General features: G+C 40.2%; 16 protein-coding genes and 1 riboswitch. Of the genes, 12 read left to right on the forward strand and 4 right to left on the reverse strand.

Annotated features, from left to right (window positions below; all coding sequences use genetic code 11):
• Positions 1–255, forward strand: a complete 255-nt coding sequence (locus BW961_RS07910) for a hypothetical protein (protein ID WP_068583139.1) — start codon at positions 1–3, stop codon at positions 253–255.
• Between the two features lie 130 nt (positions 256–385).
• Here BW961_RS07910 and hemQ read toward each other — a convergent pair whose 3' ends face one another.
• On the reverse strand, positions 386–1,135 hold the full coding sequence (gene hemQ / locus BW961_RS07915; RefSeq protein ID WP_068583142.1) for a hydrogen peroxide-dependent heme synthase: 750 nt from the start codon (positions 1,133–1,135) through the stop codon (positions 386–388).
• Between the two features lie 221 nt (positions 1,136–1,356).
• Here hemQ and BW961_RS07920 point away from each other — a divergent pair, with 221 nt between their 5' ends.
• The 3 genes from BW961_RS07920 (at position 1,357) to zapE (ending at position 4,371) form a co-directional block, all read left to right on the forward strand.
• Positions 1,357–1,650 carry a YuiB family protein gene (locus BW961_RS07920; protein WP_068583144.1) on the forward strand — a complete coding sequence of 98 codons (294 nt, stop codon included), beginning with the start codon at positions 1,357–1,359 and terminating at the stop codon, positions 1,648–1,650.
• A gap of 213 nt (positions 1,651–1,863) precedes the next feature.
• Entirely contained in the window at positions 1,864–3,375 is a 1,512-nt protein-coding gene (locus BW961_RS07925; RefSeq protein ID WP_068583147.1) for a replication initiation and membrane attachment family protein, read from the forward strand.
• Between the two features lie 42 nt (positions 3,376–3,417).
• A complete protein-coding gene (gene zapE, locus BW961_RS07930) occupies positions 3,418–4,371 on the forward strand; it encodes an AFG1/ZapE family ATPase (protein WP_068583150.1) in 954 nt (317 codons plus the stop codon).
• A gap of 80 nt (positions 4,372–4,451) precedes the next feature.
• Here zapE and BW961_RS29815 read toward each other — a convergent pair whose 3' ends face one another.
• Complete coding sequence (locus BW961_RS29815; RefSeq protein ID WP_139331559.1) at positions 4,452–4,610, reverse strand: YqzM family protein; 159 nt, start codon at positions 4,608–4,610, stop codon at positions 4,452–4,454.
• A 233-nt stretch (positions 4,611–4,843) separates the two neighbouring features.
• On the opposite strand from BW961_RS29815, the gene trxA reads away from it, so the two are divergent.
• Together trxA and uvrC are read left to right on the forward strand one after the other, a co-directional pair.
• Positions 4,844–5,161, forward strand: a complete 318-nt coding sequence (gene trxA, locus BW961_RS07935) for a thioredoxin (protein ID WP_068583151.1) — start codon at positions 4,844–4,846, stop codon at positions 5,159–5,161.
• 147 nt (positions 5,162–5,308) lie between these two features.
• Complete coding sequence (gene uvrC, locus BW961_RS07940) at positions 5,309–7,243, forward strand: excinuclease ABC subunit UvrC (RefSeq protein ID WP_068583154.1); 1,935 nt, start codon at positions 5,309–5,311, stop codon at positions 7,241–7,243.
• Here the strand turns inward: uvrC and BW961_RS07945 are convergent.
• Positions 7,215–8,864, reverse strand: a complete 1,650-nt coding sequence (locus BW961_RS07945) for a CPBP family intramembrane glutamic endopeptidase (RefSeq protein ID WP_068583156.1) — start codon at positions 8,862–8,864, stop codon at positions 7,215–7,217. The two genes, uvrC and BW961_RS07945, sit on opposite strands and share 29 nt — an antisense overlap.
• 249 nt (positions 8,865–9,113) lie before the next feature.
• A riboswitch (cyclic di-AMP (ydaO/yuaA leader) is annotated at positions 9,114–9,255 on the forward strand.
• Between the two features lie 202 nt (positions 9,256–9,457).
• Here BW961_RS07945 and BW961_RS07950 point away from each other — a divergent pair.
• Complete coding sequence (locus BW961_RS07950) at positions 9,458–10,747, forward strand: TrkH family potassium uptake protein (protein ID WP_068583480.1); 1,290 nt, start codon at positions 9,458–9,460, stop codon at positions 10,745–10,747.
• A 39-nt stretch (positions 10,748–10,786) separates the two neighbouring features.
• Positions 10,787–11,455: a potassium channel family protein gene (locus BW961_RS07955; RefSeq protein WP_068583159.1), complete on the forward strand. Its 669-nt coding sequence runs from the start codon at positions 10,787–10,789 to the stop codon at positions 11,453–11,455.
• 83 nt (positions 11,456–11,538) lie between these two features.
• Here BW961_RS07955 and BW961_RS07960 read toward each other — a convergent pair whose 3' ends face one another.
• Positions 11,539–12,444 carry a LysR family transcriptional regulator gene (locus tag BW961_RS07960; protein ID WP_068583161.1) on the reverse strand — a complete coding sequence of 302 codons (906 nt, stop codon included), beginning with the start codon at positions 12,442–12,444 and terminating at the stop codon, positions 11,539–11,541.
• Between the two features lie 244 nt (positions 12,445–12,688).
• Here BW961_RS07960 and BW961_RS07965 point away from each other — a divergent pair, with 244 nt between their 5' ends.
• From BW961_RS07965 to BW961_RS07980, 4 genes are all read left to right on the forward strand, one after another.
• Positions 12,689–13,357 carry a succinate dehydrogenase cytochrome b558 subunit gene (locus tag BW961_RS07965; protein ID WP_068583164.1) on the forward strand — a complete coding sequence of 223 codons (669 nt, stop codon included), beginning with the start codon at positions 12,689–12,691 and terminating at the stop codon, positions 13,355–13,357.
• A 12-nt stretch (positions 13,358–13,369) separates the two neighbouring features.
• Entirely contained in the window at positions 13,370–15,112 is a 1,743-nt protein-coding gene (sdhA, locus tag BW961_RS07970) for a succinate dehydrogenase flavoprotein subunit (RefSeq protein WP_068583167.1), read from the forward strand.
• A gap of 47 nt (positions 15,113–15,159) precedes the next feature.
• On the forward strand, positions 15,160–15,924 hold the full coding sequence (sdhB, locus tag BW961_RS07975; protein WP_068583171.1) for a succinate dehydrogenase iron-sulfur subunit: 765 nt from the start codon (positions 15,160–15,162) through the stop codon (positions 15,922–15,924).
• A gap of 133 nt (positions 15,925–16,057) precedes the next feature.
• The gene (locus tag BW961_RS07980; protein ID WP_068583175.1) at positions 16,058–16,840 is read left to right on the forward strand and encodes a DUF3891 family protein; all 783 of its coding nucleotides are present in this window, start codon (positions 16,058–16,060) and stop codon (positions 16,838–16,840) included.
• Positions 16,841–16,880 lie beyond the last annotated feature (40 nt).

Genomic DNA, 16,880 nt, shown 5'->3' on the forward strand with positions numbered 1-16,880 from the left:
ATGAGACACTGTAGCGTACAAGTTCGTGGTTTACTGACGAGAGAAGAATTAGACCGTTACAATGCCCTAATGGAAGTCGGAGCTCATTTAGAATCTCAAGAAGCTTATGATTTGGCTTATACGATTCAGAAAGAAGTAGATATACTGATTCTTCCGGCGATTGAAAGGTTGAAGGAAAAAGGCCGTGCTCGGGATGTTGCAACGGCGGAGTATCTTGATTCAAGGAAACAAGCAGAAGAAGAAGAAGAAGAATAGCATAAGTTCGTAAAGGATTTGTCACAGGACTAATGTGATGAATCTTTTTTTTGTTTTACGTTAATAAAGGCCGTCTCCAAATGTTGATTAGGAGAAGGCCTTTGATTAGATATATGTTGAAGTTGGAAAATTATAATTTAAGCATGTCTTCGAAAGCTTGTTCGCTGAGTAAACTACCCACATAAAATGTACCGAATTCGCCGTAACGGGCACTAACTTCATCAAAGCGCATTTCATATACTAACTTCTTGAACTGAAGTGCATCTTCAGAGAATAAAGTTACTCCCCATTCCCAATCATCTAGACCAACAGAACCCGTGATGATTTGTTTTACTTTACCTGCATAACTCCGACCGATCAAGCCATGGCTACGCATCAAAGTCCGACGTTCTTCCATGCTAAGCATGTACCAATTATCCGAAAGTTCACGTTTCTTATTCATTGGGTAGAAACAGATATACCTATTCTTCGGAAGAATGGGCTTAAGACGTGCTACAACTTCGGGGTTATCCATTGGATTTCCACCATTTGCGCTACCCATATAATTGCTAAGTTCAACAATACTGACATATGAATATTCTTTAGTTGTATATTGAGCAAAAATTGTTTTGTTAAAAGCTGTTTCAAGTGCATTAAGGTCTTCTAAGGTTTCCCGTAGATGCATAAATACAAAATCAGCTTTCTGTCCAACAATAGAATACGCCGTACTACTTCCTTGGTGAGTGGATTCGACGGTAGACCATTCCTGCATAAATGCTTGAAGCTCATCCAGTGCCATAGCACGGTCTTCATCATCAGCAGATTTCCAAGAGGTCCAATTCATAGAACGGAAATCGTGTAGAGAATACCATCCTTCAAGTGTTGTTGCGACTTCACTCATGTGCTTAATCACTCCTAAGTATAGGTAACTTACATATTGATATGCTAACATTGTATCCCATGAATAAGTATAAGAGCAAACGATGACACAATCTTTACATAATCTTCGTTGCTTCATGACAATTTTTCTAGTAAACTATCTACTAGCGTATGTTAATTAATGCCGTTTTTTATTGGAATAATAGAATAGGCGCGATATGAAGAAGAGGTGAAATAGCCCGTATGCAATTTATCCCTGTGCTTGTACTAATGGTACTGTTTTTTGTGATGATGTTCGGCATTGGCTTTATTCTTAATATGTTAATGAAAACGACGTGGTTTCCGTGTTATTTGTTTGTAATTGTCATCTTACCTATTGTTATATATTCCTTGTGGGATCATAGTATGCCTCTTGGAACGCATCTAGGTTCGTTTCATATCGTTGACTATCTTACGGGTTTAGCAGGATTAGTTGGTGCCTTTATTAGTGGATGGGCGATTAAGAAATTGCGTCAAGGTGGGTACACCATGTTCTAATGAAAGCCATTTGTGAGCAGCTCTTCCCTAGGAAGAGCTGCTTTGTTGTTTGTTACAAAGACCTCATATAATGTGCAAGGTTTCGTGGTGATATTTGATTAAACCTTGTAGGTTGGATATAAATTCATGTGATATAAACACGAAATACGTCGAACGAACTGTGAGAATTATGATAGAATAGAAGGAGTCAATGTAAACGATGGGAGGTAAACGATGCGCATAAAGAGTCTTCTACATTATACCGAGAACCATCAATACTGTGTTTATCGCGAGTTCTGCTTAAGCAGTCTTGATAACAGAATGCTCCATAGTATCTATCAACCCATGGTCGGTGCATTCGCTATAAGTTTCTATCATCTGTTGTTTCAACAACTTCCTATAGAGAAAATTGGTTATTCAAGAATAGAACAACAACGCCGTCTTTTCTTAACACTTGGTATGGAACCTAGTGAGACTGGGCGGAAATTTCTAATCGAGCAAGCTTCCAAGCTTGAAGCGGTGGGTCTTTTACAAACAAGTCGTATCTATGTACCTGAGAACGACGATTATATGTACGAGTACGAATTAACGGCACCTTTATCTCCAACGGAATTCTTTAATACGCAGCACTTAACACTCTTGTTACGAGATAAGATAGGTAAATTTGCCGTGCTCTCGTTGCGAGAGGAACTGTGGATTAAGGAACCTGAAGAATGGTCAGGTACGAAGCAGAACAAAGAGAATATTTCAGTACCTTTTTATGAAATTTTTGAACTGAACACCCATGTGATTGATTATGAGCTGGAGCAGGCCCTTTCAGAAGTATCTACAACAAGACAGTCTGGGCTGCAAGCAGGGGAAGAAAGTAACGGCTTGAATTACGCTGATATTATTCTTCGTTTCCCAAGAGAATCTGTCAATCGGGAATACGTCGAGAAGCTTCGGTTTAATTTTGAACAAATGGGCATTGTGAATTATGTTGTCAATAAATATGAGCTGAATGTTCAGGACTTATGTCGCCTGCTTGATGAAGATGGTATATTTACTCCGCAAGGAGATATCATTCTCGATGAATTACAGCATCAGGCCAACCTCCATTTCCGTCAAGGAAAGAAAAGACAGGAACAACGTGAAGTGTTAGCTGGCAAAATAATATCCATTCGACAAGGGGAAGAAAATCCAGAGGGATCCCTTCAATTGGAACACGCTGTACAAATGGAGTACTATGTTGAGGTACCGATACAGTTTAAATCGAAATGTGATGTTCATCAGTATAATATGATGCTTCGAAACGAACCTTATACGAAATTACTTAAAACTTTTTTCCCGGGCGCTGTACCGGATAATTTAATTGATATATTTGAAAAGATTGATCTTAGCTACAAATTGCCTGGTGAAGTCATCAATGTACTTATTCATTATTTGATGTCGCTTTTGGCTTCGGGTGGAGATCAACGCATCAACCGAAATTTTGTGGAAGCTATTGCATCTAATATGCTATTGAAGCAGGTTAATTCTTATGAGAAGGCAGTACAATACATCAAAGATCAGTCCAAGGTAAAAGGGAAACAGGCAGCCGCATCTAGCGGGGCACGTACTCGAACTTACGGCAACAAGCAGACCAAAGCGAAGCCGGAAATTCCAATTGCTCAGGATAACAGTCAAGGTGATTTGGTATCTGAAGAAGAATTTGAAGAAATGATGAAGATGGCTGCTGAAATTCAAGCAAGTAAGAAACAAGGTTAAGCATGTACAGTCGCTTTATTATCTTTTAAAGGAGGATGAGACGTGGAATCTTTAGGAGAATTACTTCAGCAGATGAAGAATCCTTCATTTCGGCGACAGTCACAAGCGATAGAAGATGAACTGTTCAGCCATCCACTGATTAAGGAGTTACGTACACTTTATCCTGAATTGGATGATTCTAAGCTACGTCTCAACTTAAGCCGTTTATATCAGTATGTAGGGGACAAGCGTAATTGTGATAACTGTCCTGGGCTTGCCAATTGTCCTAATGACTTTCAAGGTCATTTCAGTAAGCTAGGTGTGCAGAGCGTGAACGGAAATGCTGAACTTTACGAACGGAAGGCACCTTGTTCTCTTCATTTGACGAAACAGCATGATGATCAGGTGAAGAAGCGTATTCGGAGCTTCTATGTGGATGAACGTGCTTTGAATGAAGGATATAAAGAAGTGGAAATTATGGGTAAGGACCGTCTTCGTGCTCCTGCAGTCCAACAAGTGTTTCGCTATATTCGTGAGACGAAAGAGAATGGGCTATCTACGCGTGGATTATACCTTTATGGTTCTTTCGGAACGGGAAAGACATTTCTTATGAGTTATATGCTACATGAGCTTGCGATCGCGGGGCTTACTGGCGTCATTGTCTACATGCCAGACTTCGTTGAGGATTTGAAATCACTCATGATGGACAGTGTGAAGTTAAAGGAAAGTACAGAAATGATGAAGAATTGTGATTTACTTATTTTTGACGATATTGGAGCAGAGAATTTAAATCCGTGGGCACGTGATCATATTATGGGGTCAATCTTGAATTATCGCATGAATCGTAAACCTACATTTTATACATCGAATTACACACTTGAAGGTCTTGAGAAGCATCTCAGTTTCACGAATAAGGATGGGGAAGAGGGAAATAAAGGTCAACGATTAATGGATCGAATCTCCCCATTTGTGGACGTGGTTAACCTTCACGGAGAAAATCAACGCGGTAAACACTAATCTATGATCCAAATTTAAAAAGTCTGATCGCCTAGTAAATAGGGGATCAGACTTTTCGGTGTTCCATTAATGATCCAGGATTAACCAGAGACAATGAACTTGATGATAACCATTCCGAAGAATAGAACGGCCAAGAATAAGAACATTCCACCAAATCCAAGCATTAAATCTCCAAAATCATCGCGGGGTTCTTCGTTTACATGTTCCCTAGGATCATTTAAGTATACTTTTGCTTCCATGCTTCATTCCTCCTCATAAAGATCTTATTTTTGCGCATGATAATAATCATATACAAATAGACCTGAGTTAACCCAAGTATACTCAATTCTAAATTAACTTGTAAAGAATTACTGAATAATATTGGATTTGATATTTTCCATTGCTTATAAGAATGTGTTATACTTATAACTGTCCACAAAGACGTATCAGTTTAAAATTCATGGAACTTTCCTAAATAAGGAGGAGAAATATCATGGCAATTGTTAATGTATCCGATCAGTCCTTTATCACAGAAGTGGAAGGACAAGGAACGGTTTTGGTTGATTTCTGGGCGCCTTGGTGTGGTCCTTGTAAGATGATCGCTCCTATCTTGGATGAACTATCTTCCGAACTAGGTGACAGTGTAAAGATCGCTAAAGTGAATGTGGATGAGAATCCTGAAACAGCATCTCGCTTTGGTGTTATGAGTATTCCAACATTGATTGTCTTTAAAGATGGTCAACCGGTTGATAAAGTAGTTGGATTGAACTCTAAAGATGCACTGAAGAACATGCTTTCTAAACACCAGTAAGAATTGAGCAATATTTTTAAGCGCCTCCGGTTTTTCGGGGGCGCTTTATTAGAATGAAGGATACCCTAAGTTAAGTGCGAATATAACATGATGTGATAATTATATATATAAAATAGTCATTTTACTGGGGGAGGTAATGACATTACAATGGATGATATGACCAAGGATATACAAGAGAAAGAGAAGGCACAGGATCATATTCGCAATAAGCTAGCCCTTCTGCCAGACCTCCCGGGTTGTTATTTGATGAAGAATGGTGAAGGCACCATTATTTATGTTGGGAAGGCAAAAGTTCTTAAGAACCGGGTTAGATCTTATTTCACTGGGAGTCATAATGGTAAGACCCAGATGCTCGTCTCGGATATCCGAGACTTCGAATATATTGTAACGGGTAGTAATATGGAGGCACTTATTTTGGAGTGCAATCTCATAAAAGGGCATCAACCACGATACAATGTTCTACTGAAGGACGATAAGACATTCCCTTATATTAAAATTACGAATGAGCTACATCCAAGACTAGAAGTGACACGACGTGTCCTGAAGGATAAGGCAAAATATTTCGGTCCATATCCAAATGCTTATGCGGCGCAGCAGACTAAGAAGTTATTAGATCGCATGTATCCATTACGTAAATGTGGTGTACTACCGAAGGAAGTATGCTTGTATTTCCATATGGGACAGTGTCTAGCTCCATGTGAGAAAGAGGTCGTACAACAATCTTACGATCAGATAATACAAGAGATTAGCTCTTTTCTCAGTGGAGGACATGAGGTCATAAAGAAGGAACTTCAGCGTAAGATGCTGGAGGCTTCCGAAGAACTTTATTTCGAACGAGCTAAAGAACTTCGTGATCAGATCATGAACATTGATGCCATCATGGAGAAGCAGAAAATTACGACGTCGGATACAAGAGATCGGGATGTTCTGGGCTTTGCAGTCGATAAAGGCTGGATGTGTGTTCAGATACTCTATATGCGTAAAGGGAAGATGGTTCAGCGGCATGCTTCTGTATTTCCATTTTACGGGGAAGCCTATAGCGACTTTATGACTTTCGTTACGCAATATTACAGTGATAATCCAGCTCTACCGCAAGAAATTTTATTACCCGAACTGAATACGGCAGAGGCTGAAATTGAGGTTACATCACAAGGTGATAACGTCGTCAACGGGCAGGATGGAGTTGTGCTGTCGGTTGAAGAAGTTAATGTTGATGAAGTTGGTGCTGATGATGTTAACGTTGTTTCTGCACTTCAGGAATGGTTGGGTATTAAAGTATATGTACCGCAGCGAGGATTGAAGAAACAGATGGTAGGGATGGCTGCTGAGAATGCTAGCGTTTCTCTTAATGAGAAGTTCAGACTAATTGAGCGTGATGAAGAGCGTACATCCATAGCAGCTGCAAATTTAGGTGAAGCCATAGGTATTCATTCATTACATCGTATTGAGGCTTTTGATAATTCTAATATTCAAGGAACTAATCCAGTATCAGCAATGATTGTATTTATAGATGGTAAACCGGATAAGAAAGAGTATAGAAAGTACAAGATTCGAACCGTCGTTGGAGCGGATGATTATAGTACGATGCGAGAAGTCATTCGCAGACGGTATGAACGAGTATTGAAGGAAAACTTGGAGATGCCAGACCTGATTGTAGTTGATGGAGGGAAAGGACAAATTGCTGCGGCGATGGACGTACTGGAGAATGAGCTAGGGTTGTTTATTCCTGTATGTGGACTCGTTAAGGATATCAAACATAAAACGTCACAGCTAATGATCGGTGAGCCAGCAGAGGTCATAACACTACCTCGGGATAGTCAAGAGTTCTATCTATTACAACGTATTCAAGACGAGGTGCATCGCTTTGCAATCACCTTCCATCGTGAACTGCGTGGTAAATCGATGGTCACATCCCAGCTCGATGCTATACCTGGCGTGGGAGAGAAACGCCGTAAGCTGATGCTGAAGCATTTCGGTTCACTCAAAAAAATAAGAGAGGCCAGTGTCGAAGACTTCCGGCCTCTCTCTATTGGTGAGAAACTAGCCTCACAAATTATTGCAGCACTTCAGGAGGAGTCGTAACATACGGCTTCTCTTTTTTTCTAGCGTAAAACAGGTATATTAGGGATGCTACGATAAACGGCATGATCATGGATACGATTCCGGCTGTAATGTTAATAGGATCATTCAGTACGAATAAACCGAATCCCATCAGAATGCTATCAAATACAACATGACTGAACATAGCAGCAATGAATCCATAACGTAGAAAGATGAAGCTGAATAGCAGTCCGATGATGATAAGTTCTATAGGCCGTGAAATAACGGGATATATAGGATAAAGCGTATGACCAAGAGCCCAAATGATGGTCGGAATCAGGCAAGCTAGGAATGTATTCTTGACGAGCTTCTGCATCATTCTAATTCCGAATAAACGATAAACCGCTTCTTCTGATATTCCAGCAACCCATGCTAATAGCGGTAGCATCCATGGATATATCATGTTAATTGGAGATTGACTTGCATCGGTTGTAGACCAACTATGAAGCGTTAGATCGAGTATGAAATAGATAATCGATTGAGCTCCTAACAATATAAGTGCCCATAAATATCCGACAAACATACTATGAAGTACATACGATCCATACCCAGATTCTTTGCCACGTGGCCACGGATTAAGCCCAGCTTCCTTCCTCCACAAGCCATCGCCACCGATCAGTGAGAAGTACAATAACGCAGCCATGACCAATGTCAGTAATCCTTGAAAGATCATTCCAATGATTAAGGGAGTTCCGCTTAGTCCTTCTGCTTCCAATGCAGGTAACATATTAAATGTGCCTATCATAGATACGATGAAGTAAAAGGAACTTAGGAATATACCTCTCAAGAAAGAGGTGTATCGTCTCGTCAATGCACTATAAACAATAGCGAGAACGCCAAGTGCTAAAGTTAGAAGGCCATATCCTAACAGGGTTAACCAGACTGCTTTGGTGTGTTCTTTTTCAACATAAGCAGTATGTTCTACAGGAATTGTAAAGGAAGGCTGAAAGGACACGATTCGTTCAGAGCCAAAAGCGAACTTAAGCTGTAATACCGCCTCACCAATGGTTGCGTTGTCATCTGAATAGGTAAGAGTGTTCTTGTCATTTTTCACAATGGTGAGTTTCTTTGGATCATAGCCTAATTTCGTAAGCCATAATTCAGCAAGCTTTTCCTTATTTGTTGTACTCATGACTTCGTTCGTAGGTTCAGTCAATGAAAAGTTATTTTCTTTTTCTTGCGCGAAAGCTACGATGTCGCCTGTATTCATATGTACATCAATATTGAGAAAAGGTCCATGTTCACTCTCTTGTAGACGGACACGATATACATCGTAAGGATATTTCTTCTCAAAAGTTGTATTATATTTCTTCATTAGTTTCTCTTTAGACAAATAACCGTAGATATCGGAATGAGATTGATACGTAACCAGTGTGTCAGGATTACTCAAAATATGTATATGAAGTTGTGACTCAGCATATTGCGTTGCAACTTCCCGTGCTTGTTCCTTACTGATCATTTCGTTACTTTGCTGCTCCAATGTATCCGATGCAGTACCAGGAAACACTTGGATAATCATAAACAGAATAAGACCGATAGCCCCGAGTAAACCTAGAACCTTATAATTGGTTTTGAGTTTCAAAGGCTGTCCTGTAGCATTCATTGAATTCCCTCCTAGATTTAGATGGTCTTTCTTCTTGAGTACAGTTAACATAACATAGGTTTCAACGCTAAATCCACCAATTCTGGAATGAAAAACGCGAAAACAAGATGAATATGAAGGTAATAATATATAAAGAGAGGAATTCATTGTTCATAAGCATTATTCAGCTACTTTTCAATAGATATCGACACATTTGTTCCAAAAATGACTTTGTACTGTTTCTGTATAAAGATTATAATCGGAATGCAATTCAATAATGCGCCGAATTTTCATTAAGAAATATGGGGGAACCATTTTTTATGGGGTGAATTTCGTTATTTATTCAACGAATAGGGTAACCTGTGCATACCCGAATCCGTCAGCTAACCTCGTAGGCGATATGCTAGCAGGAACCAACCCGAGAGGCATTGGAATTCCAGTGTCTTTTTTCGTTGACTAAATTTAAATGGATGTGCCGTCCTTTGGCGGCAAAGCGACGTTTAGCATTGAAATATAAGCGTTAGTGACATACGCTCGTATATTTTTGAAAAGGGGTGATCATATTGAAATGGAAGTTTAGCTGGTTCAAATTATCTCCTCCACAGATTCTAGTGATGGGGTTTGCTAGCATTATATTGCTGGGAACTCTATTACTAACGTTACCTATCTCTAATACAACGGGTAAGCCTCTAGCCTTTATTGATGCATTATTTACTGCGACATCAGCAACGTGCGTGACAGGCTTGGTCGTAAAAGATACGGGGACATTCTTTACTACATTCGGACAAGTGGTTATCATTATGCTCATTCAAGTGGGTGGACTTGGTTTTATGACGATGGCTACGTTATTTGCTCTAATTCTGAAACGTAGAATTTCACTTCGTGACCGGTTACTCCTTCAAGAAGCGATGAACCAGAATACCATGGAAGGCATCGTGCGTTTGATTCGAAAGGTATTACTTTTTTCACTAATTATTGAAGGTGCTGCAGCCATTCTTTTGACCATACGATGGTCTGTTGATATGCCTTTTGGAAAGGCTTTATACTTTGGTATTTTTCATGCGATATCAATGTTCAACAATGCTGGATTCGATCTATTCGGTAACTTCCGTAGCCTCACAGGTTATGTATATGATCCTCTAGTGAATTTTGTAGTTATGTTCTTGATTGTATCAGGGGGGATAGGATTTATCGTTCTGTCTGATTTGGTGGATTTCAAGAGAACGCGTAGAATATCCTTACACTCCAAAGTGGTACTGTCCATGACGGCATTCCTGATCGTGTTCGGAGCGATTGTTATATTTGTATTCGAATATTCTAATCCAAGAACTTTAGGGTCACTGAATTGGGGAGGGAAAATTCTGGGATCCTTATTCCAATCGGTTACACCAAGGACTGCTGGAGCGAACACGATCGATTTGGGAAGTATGAGGCAGGCATCTCAATTCTTCATGATTATATTGATGTTCATTGGTGCTTCTCCAGGATCGACCGGTGGTGGTATTAAGACGACGACCTTTACAATAATTATTGGAGCCGTTATCTCTATGTTACGTGGTCGTGAAGATATCGTATTATTCCGGTATCGTCTTGCGCAAGAACGGATATTTAAAGCATTAACGATTACGTTACTTGCACTCTTGCTCGTATTAAGTGTAGCGATGGTCTTGTCGACGACAGAAGATAGTCCTTTCTTAATGATATTATATGAGACGACTTCTGCTTTCGGTACGGTAGGTTTAACTATGGGATTAACGACGAAGCTTAGTCTTATAGGTAAAATCCTCATCAGCCTTACGATGTTTGCGGGTCGACTCGGACCAATAACTATGGCTTATGCTCTTGGACCGAAAAAAGGTAAAGAGTTATATCGACATCCAGAAGGCAAAATTATTATAGGATAGTAAGGAAATTGAGATAGATGAAGGAGTACTGGAAGAGGAATGAAGAAACAGCAATTTGTTGTTATTGGCTTAGGGCGTTTTGGATCGTCGATAGCACTAGAACTCATGGCACTGAATTATGAAGTACTGGGTATTGATCGAAATGAAGAGATTGTAAGTGATATGAGTGATTTGCTGACCTATGCAGTTGTAGCAGATGCTTCAGATGAAGAAGTGTTGAAATCACTTGGTGTTCGTAATTTCGATTGTGGCATTGTGGCTATCGGAGAGGATATTCAGACGAGTATTCTTGCAGCTATACTGCTAAAGGATTTAGGCGTATCTACAGTCATTGCCAAGGCGATCTCTGTTCTTCATGGAAGAGCACTTGAGAAACTAGGCGTAGATCGGGTGGTGTATCCTGAGAGAGATATGGGCATTCGAGTTGCACATCAACTGGTAACGCCGAATCTTCTGGATTATATTGAGCTCTCTAAAGACTACAGCATAGTAGAGTTGAAAGTGCCTATGTGTCTTAATGGCAAGACGCTAACAGAGATAAATACGCGTTCTAGATTTGGATGTAGTATCGTAGCGTTACACAGAGCAGAGGGAATTATAGTAGCTCCTACAGGGATGGATCAGGTTCGAACGGATGATATTATGGTCATTATTGGTTCTAACGCGAACATCGAACAGTTTGAGAATGAAGTCATGCATGATAATTAATAATTTAAATGCATATAGAACAGACCAGTATAGCCCGGAAACCTTAAATGTAGGTTTTCTGGGCTATACTGGTTTGTAGGGGATTATAACTGTAGATCTAAGCGGTTGAATAAGGCTTCTGTCTCTTCAATCCATTGTCGTGCAGCCTTGCTTAACTCCGTATATTCACCGTAGATTAAGGAAGTCGTTCTTCTCGTTTCTTTGAGGTCGGGAATATGGATAACCTTTAGTTCGTTGTCATCAAGGAGTTGCTGATGTAAATAAGATTTGGGTAGTAGTGTTACAGCCTTACAAGTAGGTAATAAGCGGACAATGGCTTCGAAAGAGTCAATTTCCATCCGAATGTCAGGCATGATACCCGTGCTTTGAAACAATTCATCCGTTAGCTTGCGGTACCATGTCCCACTTGAGAAGCTAATCATCGGCATTCCATGCAAATGCTTCATATTGACGTCTTTGGATTCGGCAAGTGGATGATGTATAGGCAACACGAGTTCCAAATGGTCTTCAAATAATGGGATACAGTGTAAGCCACGTTCATAGATAGAAGAAGCAACGATTCCAACATCAATCTTCTTCTCACGGAGTGCGGATACGATCTCATGGGTTCTGCCTGTTACAAGCTTGATTTCTGCAGTAGGATGTTTTTCCATGAACGTGTTAATGAGTGGAGGCAGGGTTGTTTGTAGTGTAGTAAGGCTCGCTCCCAAGGTAACTGAGATCTGACTTCCATCCTTATGTTGCGATAACGTCCGTAGAAATTGTTGCTGATGTTTGTTCTGTTCCAAGGCAAAGGTATATGTTAAATGCCCGATGGAGGTTAATTCTAAGCGCTTCCCACGACGATGGAATAGACTAACACCTAAGTCGCTCTCCAATTTGGCAATTTTTCGTGATAAAGCAGGTTGGGAAAGATTTAACAGTTTAGAAGCTTTATTAAGACTTGATTGCTCCACAACGATTGCGAATACATCTAAAGATTCAAACATGGTACACCTCGCTATTCTCTTTAAAATCATTCCACATATGCGTTTATGTTATAACAAATAATAATTATATTGCAATTCCATTATAAGATAAAAAGGAGTAACATGAAAGTGCCACAAGTTGTTCACATAATGTCGAAATATGTGGATGAGTTAGCCGATTTTTGCGGCAATTATCACTTCCTAATAGGATTTATTTACAACAAAACTTGAAAACGCTGTTATTGGAAAGGGGAATAGTCATTTTATGAAGGGTTATTATGCTAGAAAAATTCACTCGTTACTTGGAGTGATCCCACTAAGCTTCTTTATTTTGGAGCATTTAGTGACGAACTTTGGCGCATTTGAAGGTGGGCTTGCCAAATTTAATGAAGGAGTAGCATTTCTTAATAACCTGCCACTCGTTTTCTTCATGGAGTTGTTACTCATTTGGTTACCATTGCTTTATCATGGTGTGTTTGGACTGTATATTGCCTATCAATCACAACCCAATGCGGGCTCATACAAGTATGAACGCAACTATAGGTACTTGTTTCAGCGTATTTCAGGTGTCATTACATTCATGTTCATTATTTGGCATGTCTATGAGACACGCGTACAAGTAGCCCTTGGAAATGTAACACATGAAGAGTTAGGTGGCGTTATACATGCGGTCGTAATGAACCCTCTAACGTTTACATTATATTTAGTAGGTATTATTTCAACGGCATATCATTTCTCCAATGGTATCTGGTCTTTCCTTGTAAGCTGGGGAATTACCGTAGGTCCTCGTGCACAACGTGTATCTTCAGTCTTGTGTATGGGATTATTCGCAATCGTATCGGTATTGTTTGTACTTTCACTTATTGCTTTCCGTAGTGTTGAGTTCGATACAGCATTGAACGCTATAGATTCATTAAAGACAGTCTTAAGCTAAGGGGTGACCTAAATGACAACAAATATTATTATTGTAGGCGGCGGTTTGGCTGGATTGATGGCGACCATTAAAGCAGCGGAATCGGGTACGCATGTTAACTTATTCTCATTAGTTCCAGTAAAGAGATCTCACTCCGTATGTGCACAAGGTGGAATTAACGGAGCGGTTAATACGAAGGGCGAAGGCGATTCTCCTTGGGAGCATTTCGATGACACTGTGTATGGTGGCGATTTCCTAGCGAATCAACCACCTGTTAAAGCGATGTGTGATGCAGCACCTGGTATTATTCATTTGATGGACCGGATGGGCGTTATGTTCAATCGTACACCTGAAGGGTTACTTGATTTCCGTCGTTTTGGTGGAACAAAGTACCATAGAACAGCTTTTGCTGGAGCGACAACAGGACAACAATTATTATACGCACTAGATGAGCAAGTACGACGTTATGAAGCTGAAGGATTAGTAACGAAGCGGGAGAACTGGGAATTCCTATCCGCTATTATTGATGATGAAGGTGTATGTCGGGGAATTTGTGCACAAGATCTTAAAAGCATGGAAATCCACACTTTTGTAGCTGATGCAGTTATATTAGCAAGTGGGGGCCCAGGTATTATCTTCGGGAAGACAACGAACTCAGTCATTAATACAGGTACTGCGGCGAGTGCAGTTTATCAGCAAGGTGCCTTTTACGCGAATGGTGAGTTTATTCAAATTCACCCAACGGCAATCCCTGGGGATGACAAGCTTCGCTTAATGTCAGAATCTGCACGTGGGGAAGGTGGACGCATCTGGACGTATAAAGATGGTAAGCCATGGTATTTCCTCGAAGAGAAGTATCCTGCTTATGGAAATCTAGTGCCACGTGATATTGCTACTCGTGAAATATTCGATGTGTGTGTCAATCAGGGGCTCGGGGTAAATGGAGAGAACATGGTCTATCTTGACCTTTCTCACAAGGATCCGAAAGAATTAGATGTGAAGTTAGGCGGTATTATTGAGATTTATGAGAAGTTCATGGGTGATGATCCTCGGAAAATCCCAATGAAAATATTCCCGGCTGTCCACTATTCAATGGGTGGTATATGGGTTGATTACAATCAAATGACGAACATTCCGGGGCTATTTGCAGCTGGTGAGTGCGAATATCAATATCATGGCGCGAACCGTTTGGGCGCTAACTCTCTCGTATCTGCTATATATGGCGGTATGATTTCTGGACCTAAAGCGGTCGAATATATCAAAGCTCTTAAGAAGAAGGCTGAGGATATTCCTACATCTGTATTTGATCGTTATAAGAAAGAACATACAGACAAATATGAGAAACTTCTTGCTATGGACGGAACTGAAAATGCATATGTTATTCATAAAGAGTTGGGTGAGTGGATGACGAATAATATGACTGTTGTTCGTTATAATGACAAGCTTGAAGCGACAATAGAGAAAATCAAAGAATTGAAGCAACGTTACCAGAATATTAGTATGAATGATAAATCTCGATGGAACAATCCAAGTATTGCGTTTACGCGTCAACTATGGAACATGTTGGAGCTAGCTCATGCAATGACAGTAGGTGCTTTATTACGTGACGAGAGTCGCGGCGCACACTATAAACCGGATTATCCAGAGCGTAATGATGAACGGTTCCTGAAGACAACGAAAGCCAAGTGGACGCCTGAGGGTCCACAGATCTCATATGATGAGATTGATGTAAGTTTGATCCCGCCACGTATTCGTGACTATTCGAAAGAAAAGTAATCTAATCGTGTATGAAGCGTGCTCAAAAACTTATGGGAGGAATAAATATGGCGGAAACATCTGCACCAAAGAAAAATGTTAAGTTTATTATTACTCGTCAGGATGCGCCGGATTCCAAGCCTTATACAGAGGAGTTTGAAATTCCATATCGTCCTAATATGAACGTTATTAGCTCACTTATGGAAATTCAACGTAATCCGGTAACTAGTGATGGAAAGAATATTGCTCCCGTATGTTGGGATTCCAATTGCTTGGAAGAAGTATGTGGTGCCTGTTCGATGGTTATCAACGGCAAACCTCGCCAGGCTTGTGCAGCACTGATTGAGAATTTAGAGCAACCCATTCGATTACAACCGATGAGTACGTTCCCTGTAGTACGTGATCTTGTGATCGATCGTACTCGGATGTTTAAAGCACTTAAGCGGGTGAAAGCATGGATTCCGATCGATGGTACGTATGATTTGGGACCTGGCCCTCGTATGCCTGAGAAGAAACGTCAATGGGCATATGAATTGTCGAAGTGTATGACATGTGGTGTATGCCTTGAAGCATGTCCTAACGTGAATGAGAAGACGGATTTCATAGGTCCTGCAGCTATTTCTCAAGTTAGGCTCTTTAATTCCCATCCTACAGGTGAAATGAATGCGGATGAACGTTTAGATGCGTTAATGGAAGACGGTGGCATTGATGGCTGTGGTAACTCACAGAACTGTGTCCGTTCTTGTCCAAAGGGAATACCATTAACAACTTCTATTGCTGAAATGAATAAGGACACAACCAAGCATATGTTTAAGCGTTGGTTAGGCGTATAACTTTAATTATTCGATTAATATGGGCACCTCTACGAATATCACACGTGTGAGATTCGTAGAGGTGTTGTTCGTTGATAGGGCAGTTATAATAGATAGAGCAAGTGGATTATCTTAATATTTAGGAGGAATACATATGATATGCAGAGAACGTAAGGATGACTGGGTCATGTTTGATCAGCACAAACATGGTTTACTAGCAGGGGAATTTGCGGAGGCTTTTCATTCGGAAAGGTATCGGAGCAGTAAGCGCTTTGAGGAAGCTTTGTATGCAGTGAAGGACCATGACAGGGGTTGGATTTATTTGGATGACAATCCATTCTGGAATGATACGAAAGATACACCGTATACATTTATGGATTTCCCTGTCGCAGTTAAGCTGACTTTCTACAGTAAAGGATTGGACGAGATCCAGTTAAATAGTCCTTATGCCGCACTCATATGTAGCCTTCACTTCGAAAGGTTATTGGTACAAGCAAATTTCGAGCATCCAATACTTACGAAGTATATGGAACAGGAACAGAAGCGTAGAAAGCAAATACAACTAGAGTTAGATTTAATCGATTTGACAGACAATAGTGAACTTAATTATGATCTTCACGTATTGAAGTTCTGTGATGATTTATCGTTATATTTGTGTTTGAATGAACCAGGAGTTGATAAAGAACATGAATTTCCATGGTGGCGTGATGGATTTACCGTGTCTGAGAATTTCGATTGTACAGAGGGTGAAATCATCCAAGCATATTGGAAGAATTCAACGACAGTGGAACTATCGCCGTTTCCTTTTGATAGCGCATTCTCGGTTGAACTGACCTGTCGAATTGTACCCAAGATGGATATTGTTAAGATGGGGATCACGGAAGCTTATTATAATACAGAAGAAACACATTATTCCTTTCGAATTCAGTCAAGGTAATTAAAATCTTATCATACTGGGGGTCTTGGGGAAATTTGAA

Origin of the sequence: Paenibacillus macquariensis (assembly GCF_900156375.1) — a bacterium.
In the GTDB taxonomy this organism is placed as follows: domain Bacteria; phylum Bacillota; class Bacilli; order Paenibacillales; family Paenibacillaceae; genus Paenibacillus_AQ; species Paenibacillus_AQ macquariensis.

What these genes read in the sequence shown, in the direction of transcription:
- trxA (WP_068583151.1), top strand. Translation starts at nt 4,844, where the DNA reads ATGGCAATTGTTAATGTATCCGATCAGTCCTTTATCACAGAAGTGGAA.
- BW961_RS07955 (WP_068583159.1), top strand. Translation starts at nt 10,787, where the DNA reads ATGAAGAAACAGCAATTTGTTGTTATTGGCTTAGGGCGTTTTGGATCG.
- BW961_RS07945 (WP_068583156.1), bottom strand. Translation starts at nt 8,864, where the DNA reads ATGAATGCTACAGGACAGCCTTTGAAACTCAAAACCAATTATAAGGTT.
- sdhB (WP_068583171.1), top strand. Translation starts at nt 15,160, where the DNA reads ATGGCGGAAACATCTGCACCAAAGAAAAATGTTAAGTTTATTATTACT.
- uvrC (WP_068583154.1), top strand. Translation starts at nt 5,309, where the DNA reads ATGGATGATATGACCAAGGATATACAAGAGAAAGAGAAGGCACAGGAT.
- BW961_RS07950 (WP_068583480.1), top strand. Translation starts at nt 9,458, where the DNA reads ATGGGGTTTGCTAGCATTATATTGCTGGGAACTCTATTACTAACGTTA.
- BW961_RS07925 (WP_068583147.1), top strand. Translation starts at nt 1,864, where the DNA reads ATGCGCATAAAGAGTCTTCTACATTATACCGAGAACCATCAATACTGT.
- BW961_RS07980 (WP_068583175.1), top strand. Translation starts at nt 16,058, where the DNA reads ATGATATGCAGAGAACGTAAGGATGACTGGGTCATGTTTGATCAGCAC.
- hemQ (WP_068583142.1), bottom strand. Translation starts at nt 1,135, where the DNA reads ATGAGTGAAGTCGCAACAACACTTGAAGGATGGTATTCTCTACACGAT.
- BW961_RS07910 (WP_068583139.1), top strand. Translation starts at nt 1, where the DNA reads ATGAGACACTGTAGCGTACAAGTTCGTGGTTTACTGACGAGAGAAGAA.
- BW961_RS07920 (WP_068583144.1), top strand. Translation starts at nt 1,357, where the DNA reads ATGCAATTTATCCCTGTGCTTGTACTAATGGTACTGTTTTTTGTGATG.
- sdhA (WP_068583167.1), top strand. Translation starts at nt 13,370, where the DNA reads ATGACAACAAATATTATTATTGTAGGCGGCGGTTTGGCTGGATTGATG.
- BW961_RS07960 (WP_068583161.1), bottom strand. Translation starts at nt 12,444, where the DNA reads ATGTTTGAATCTTTAGATGTATTCGCAATCGTTGTGGAGCAATCAAGT.
- BW961_RS29815 (WP_139331559.1), bottom strand. Translation starts at nt 4,610, where the DNA reads ATGGAAGCAAAAGTATACTTAAATGATCCTAGGGAACATGTAAACGAA.
- BW961_RS07965 (WP_068583164.1), top strand. Translation starts at nt 12,689, where the DNA reads ATGAAGGGTTATTATGCTAGAAAAATTCACTCGTTACTTGGAGTGATC.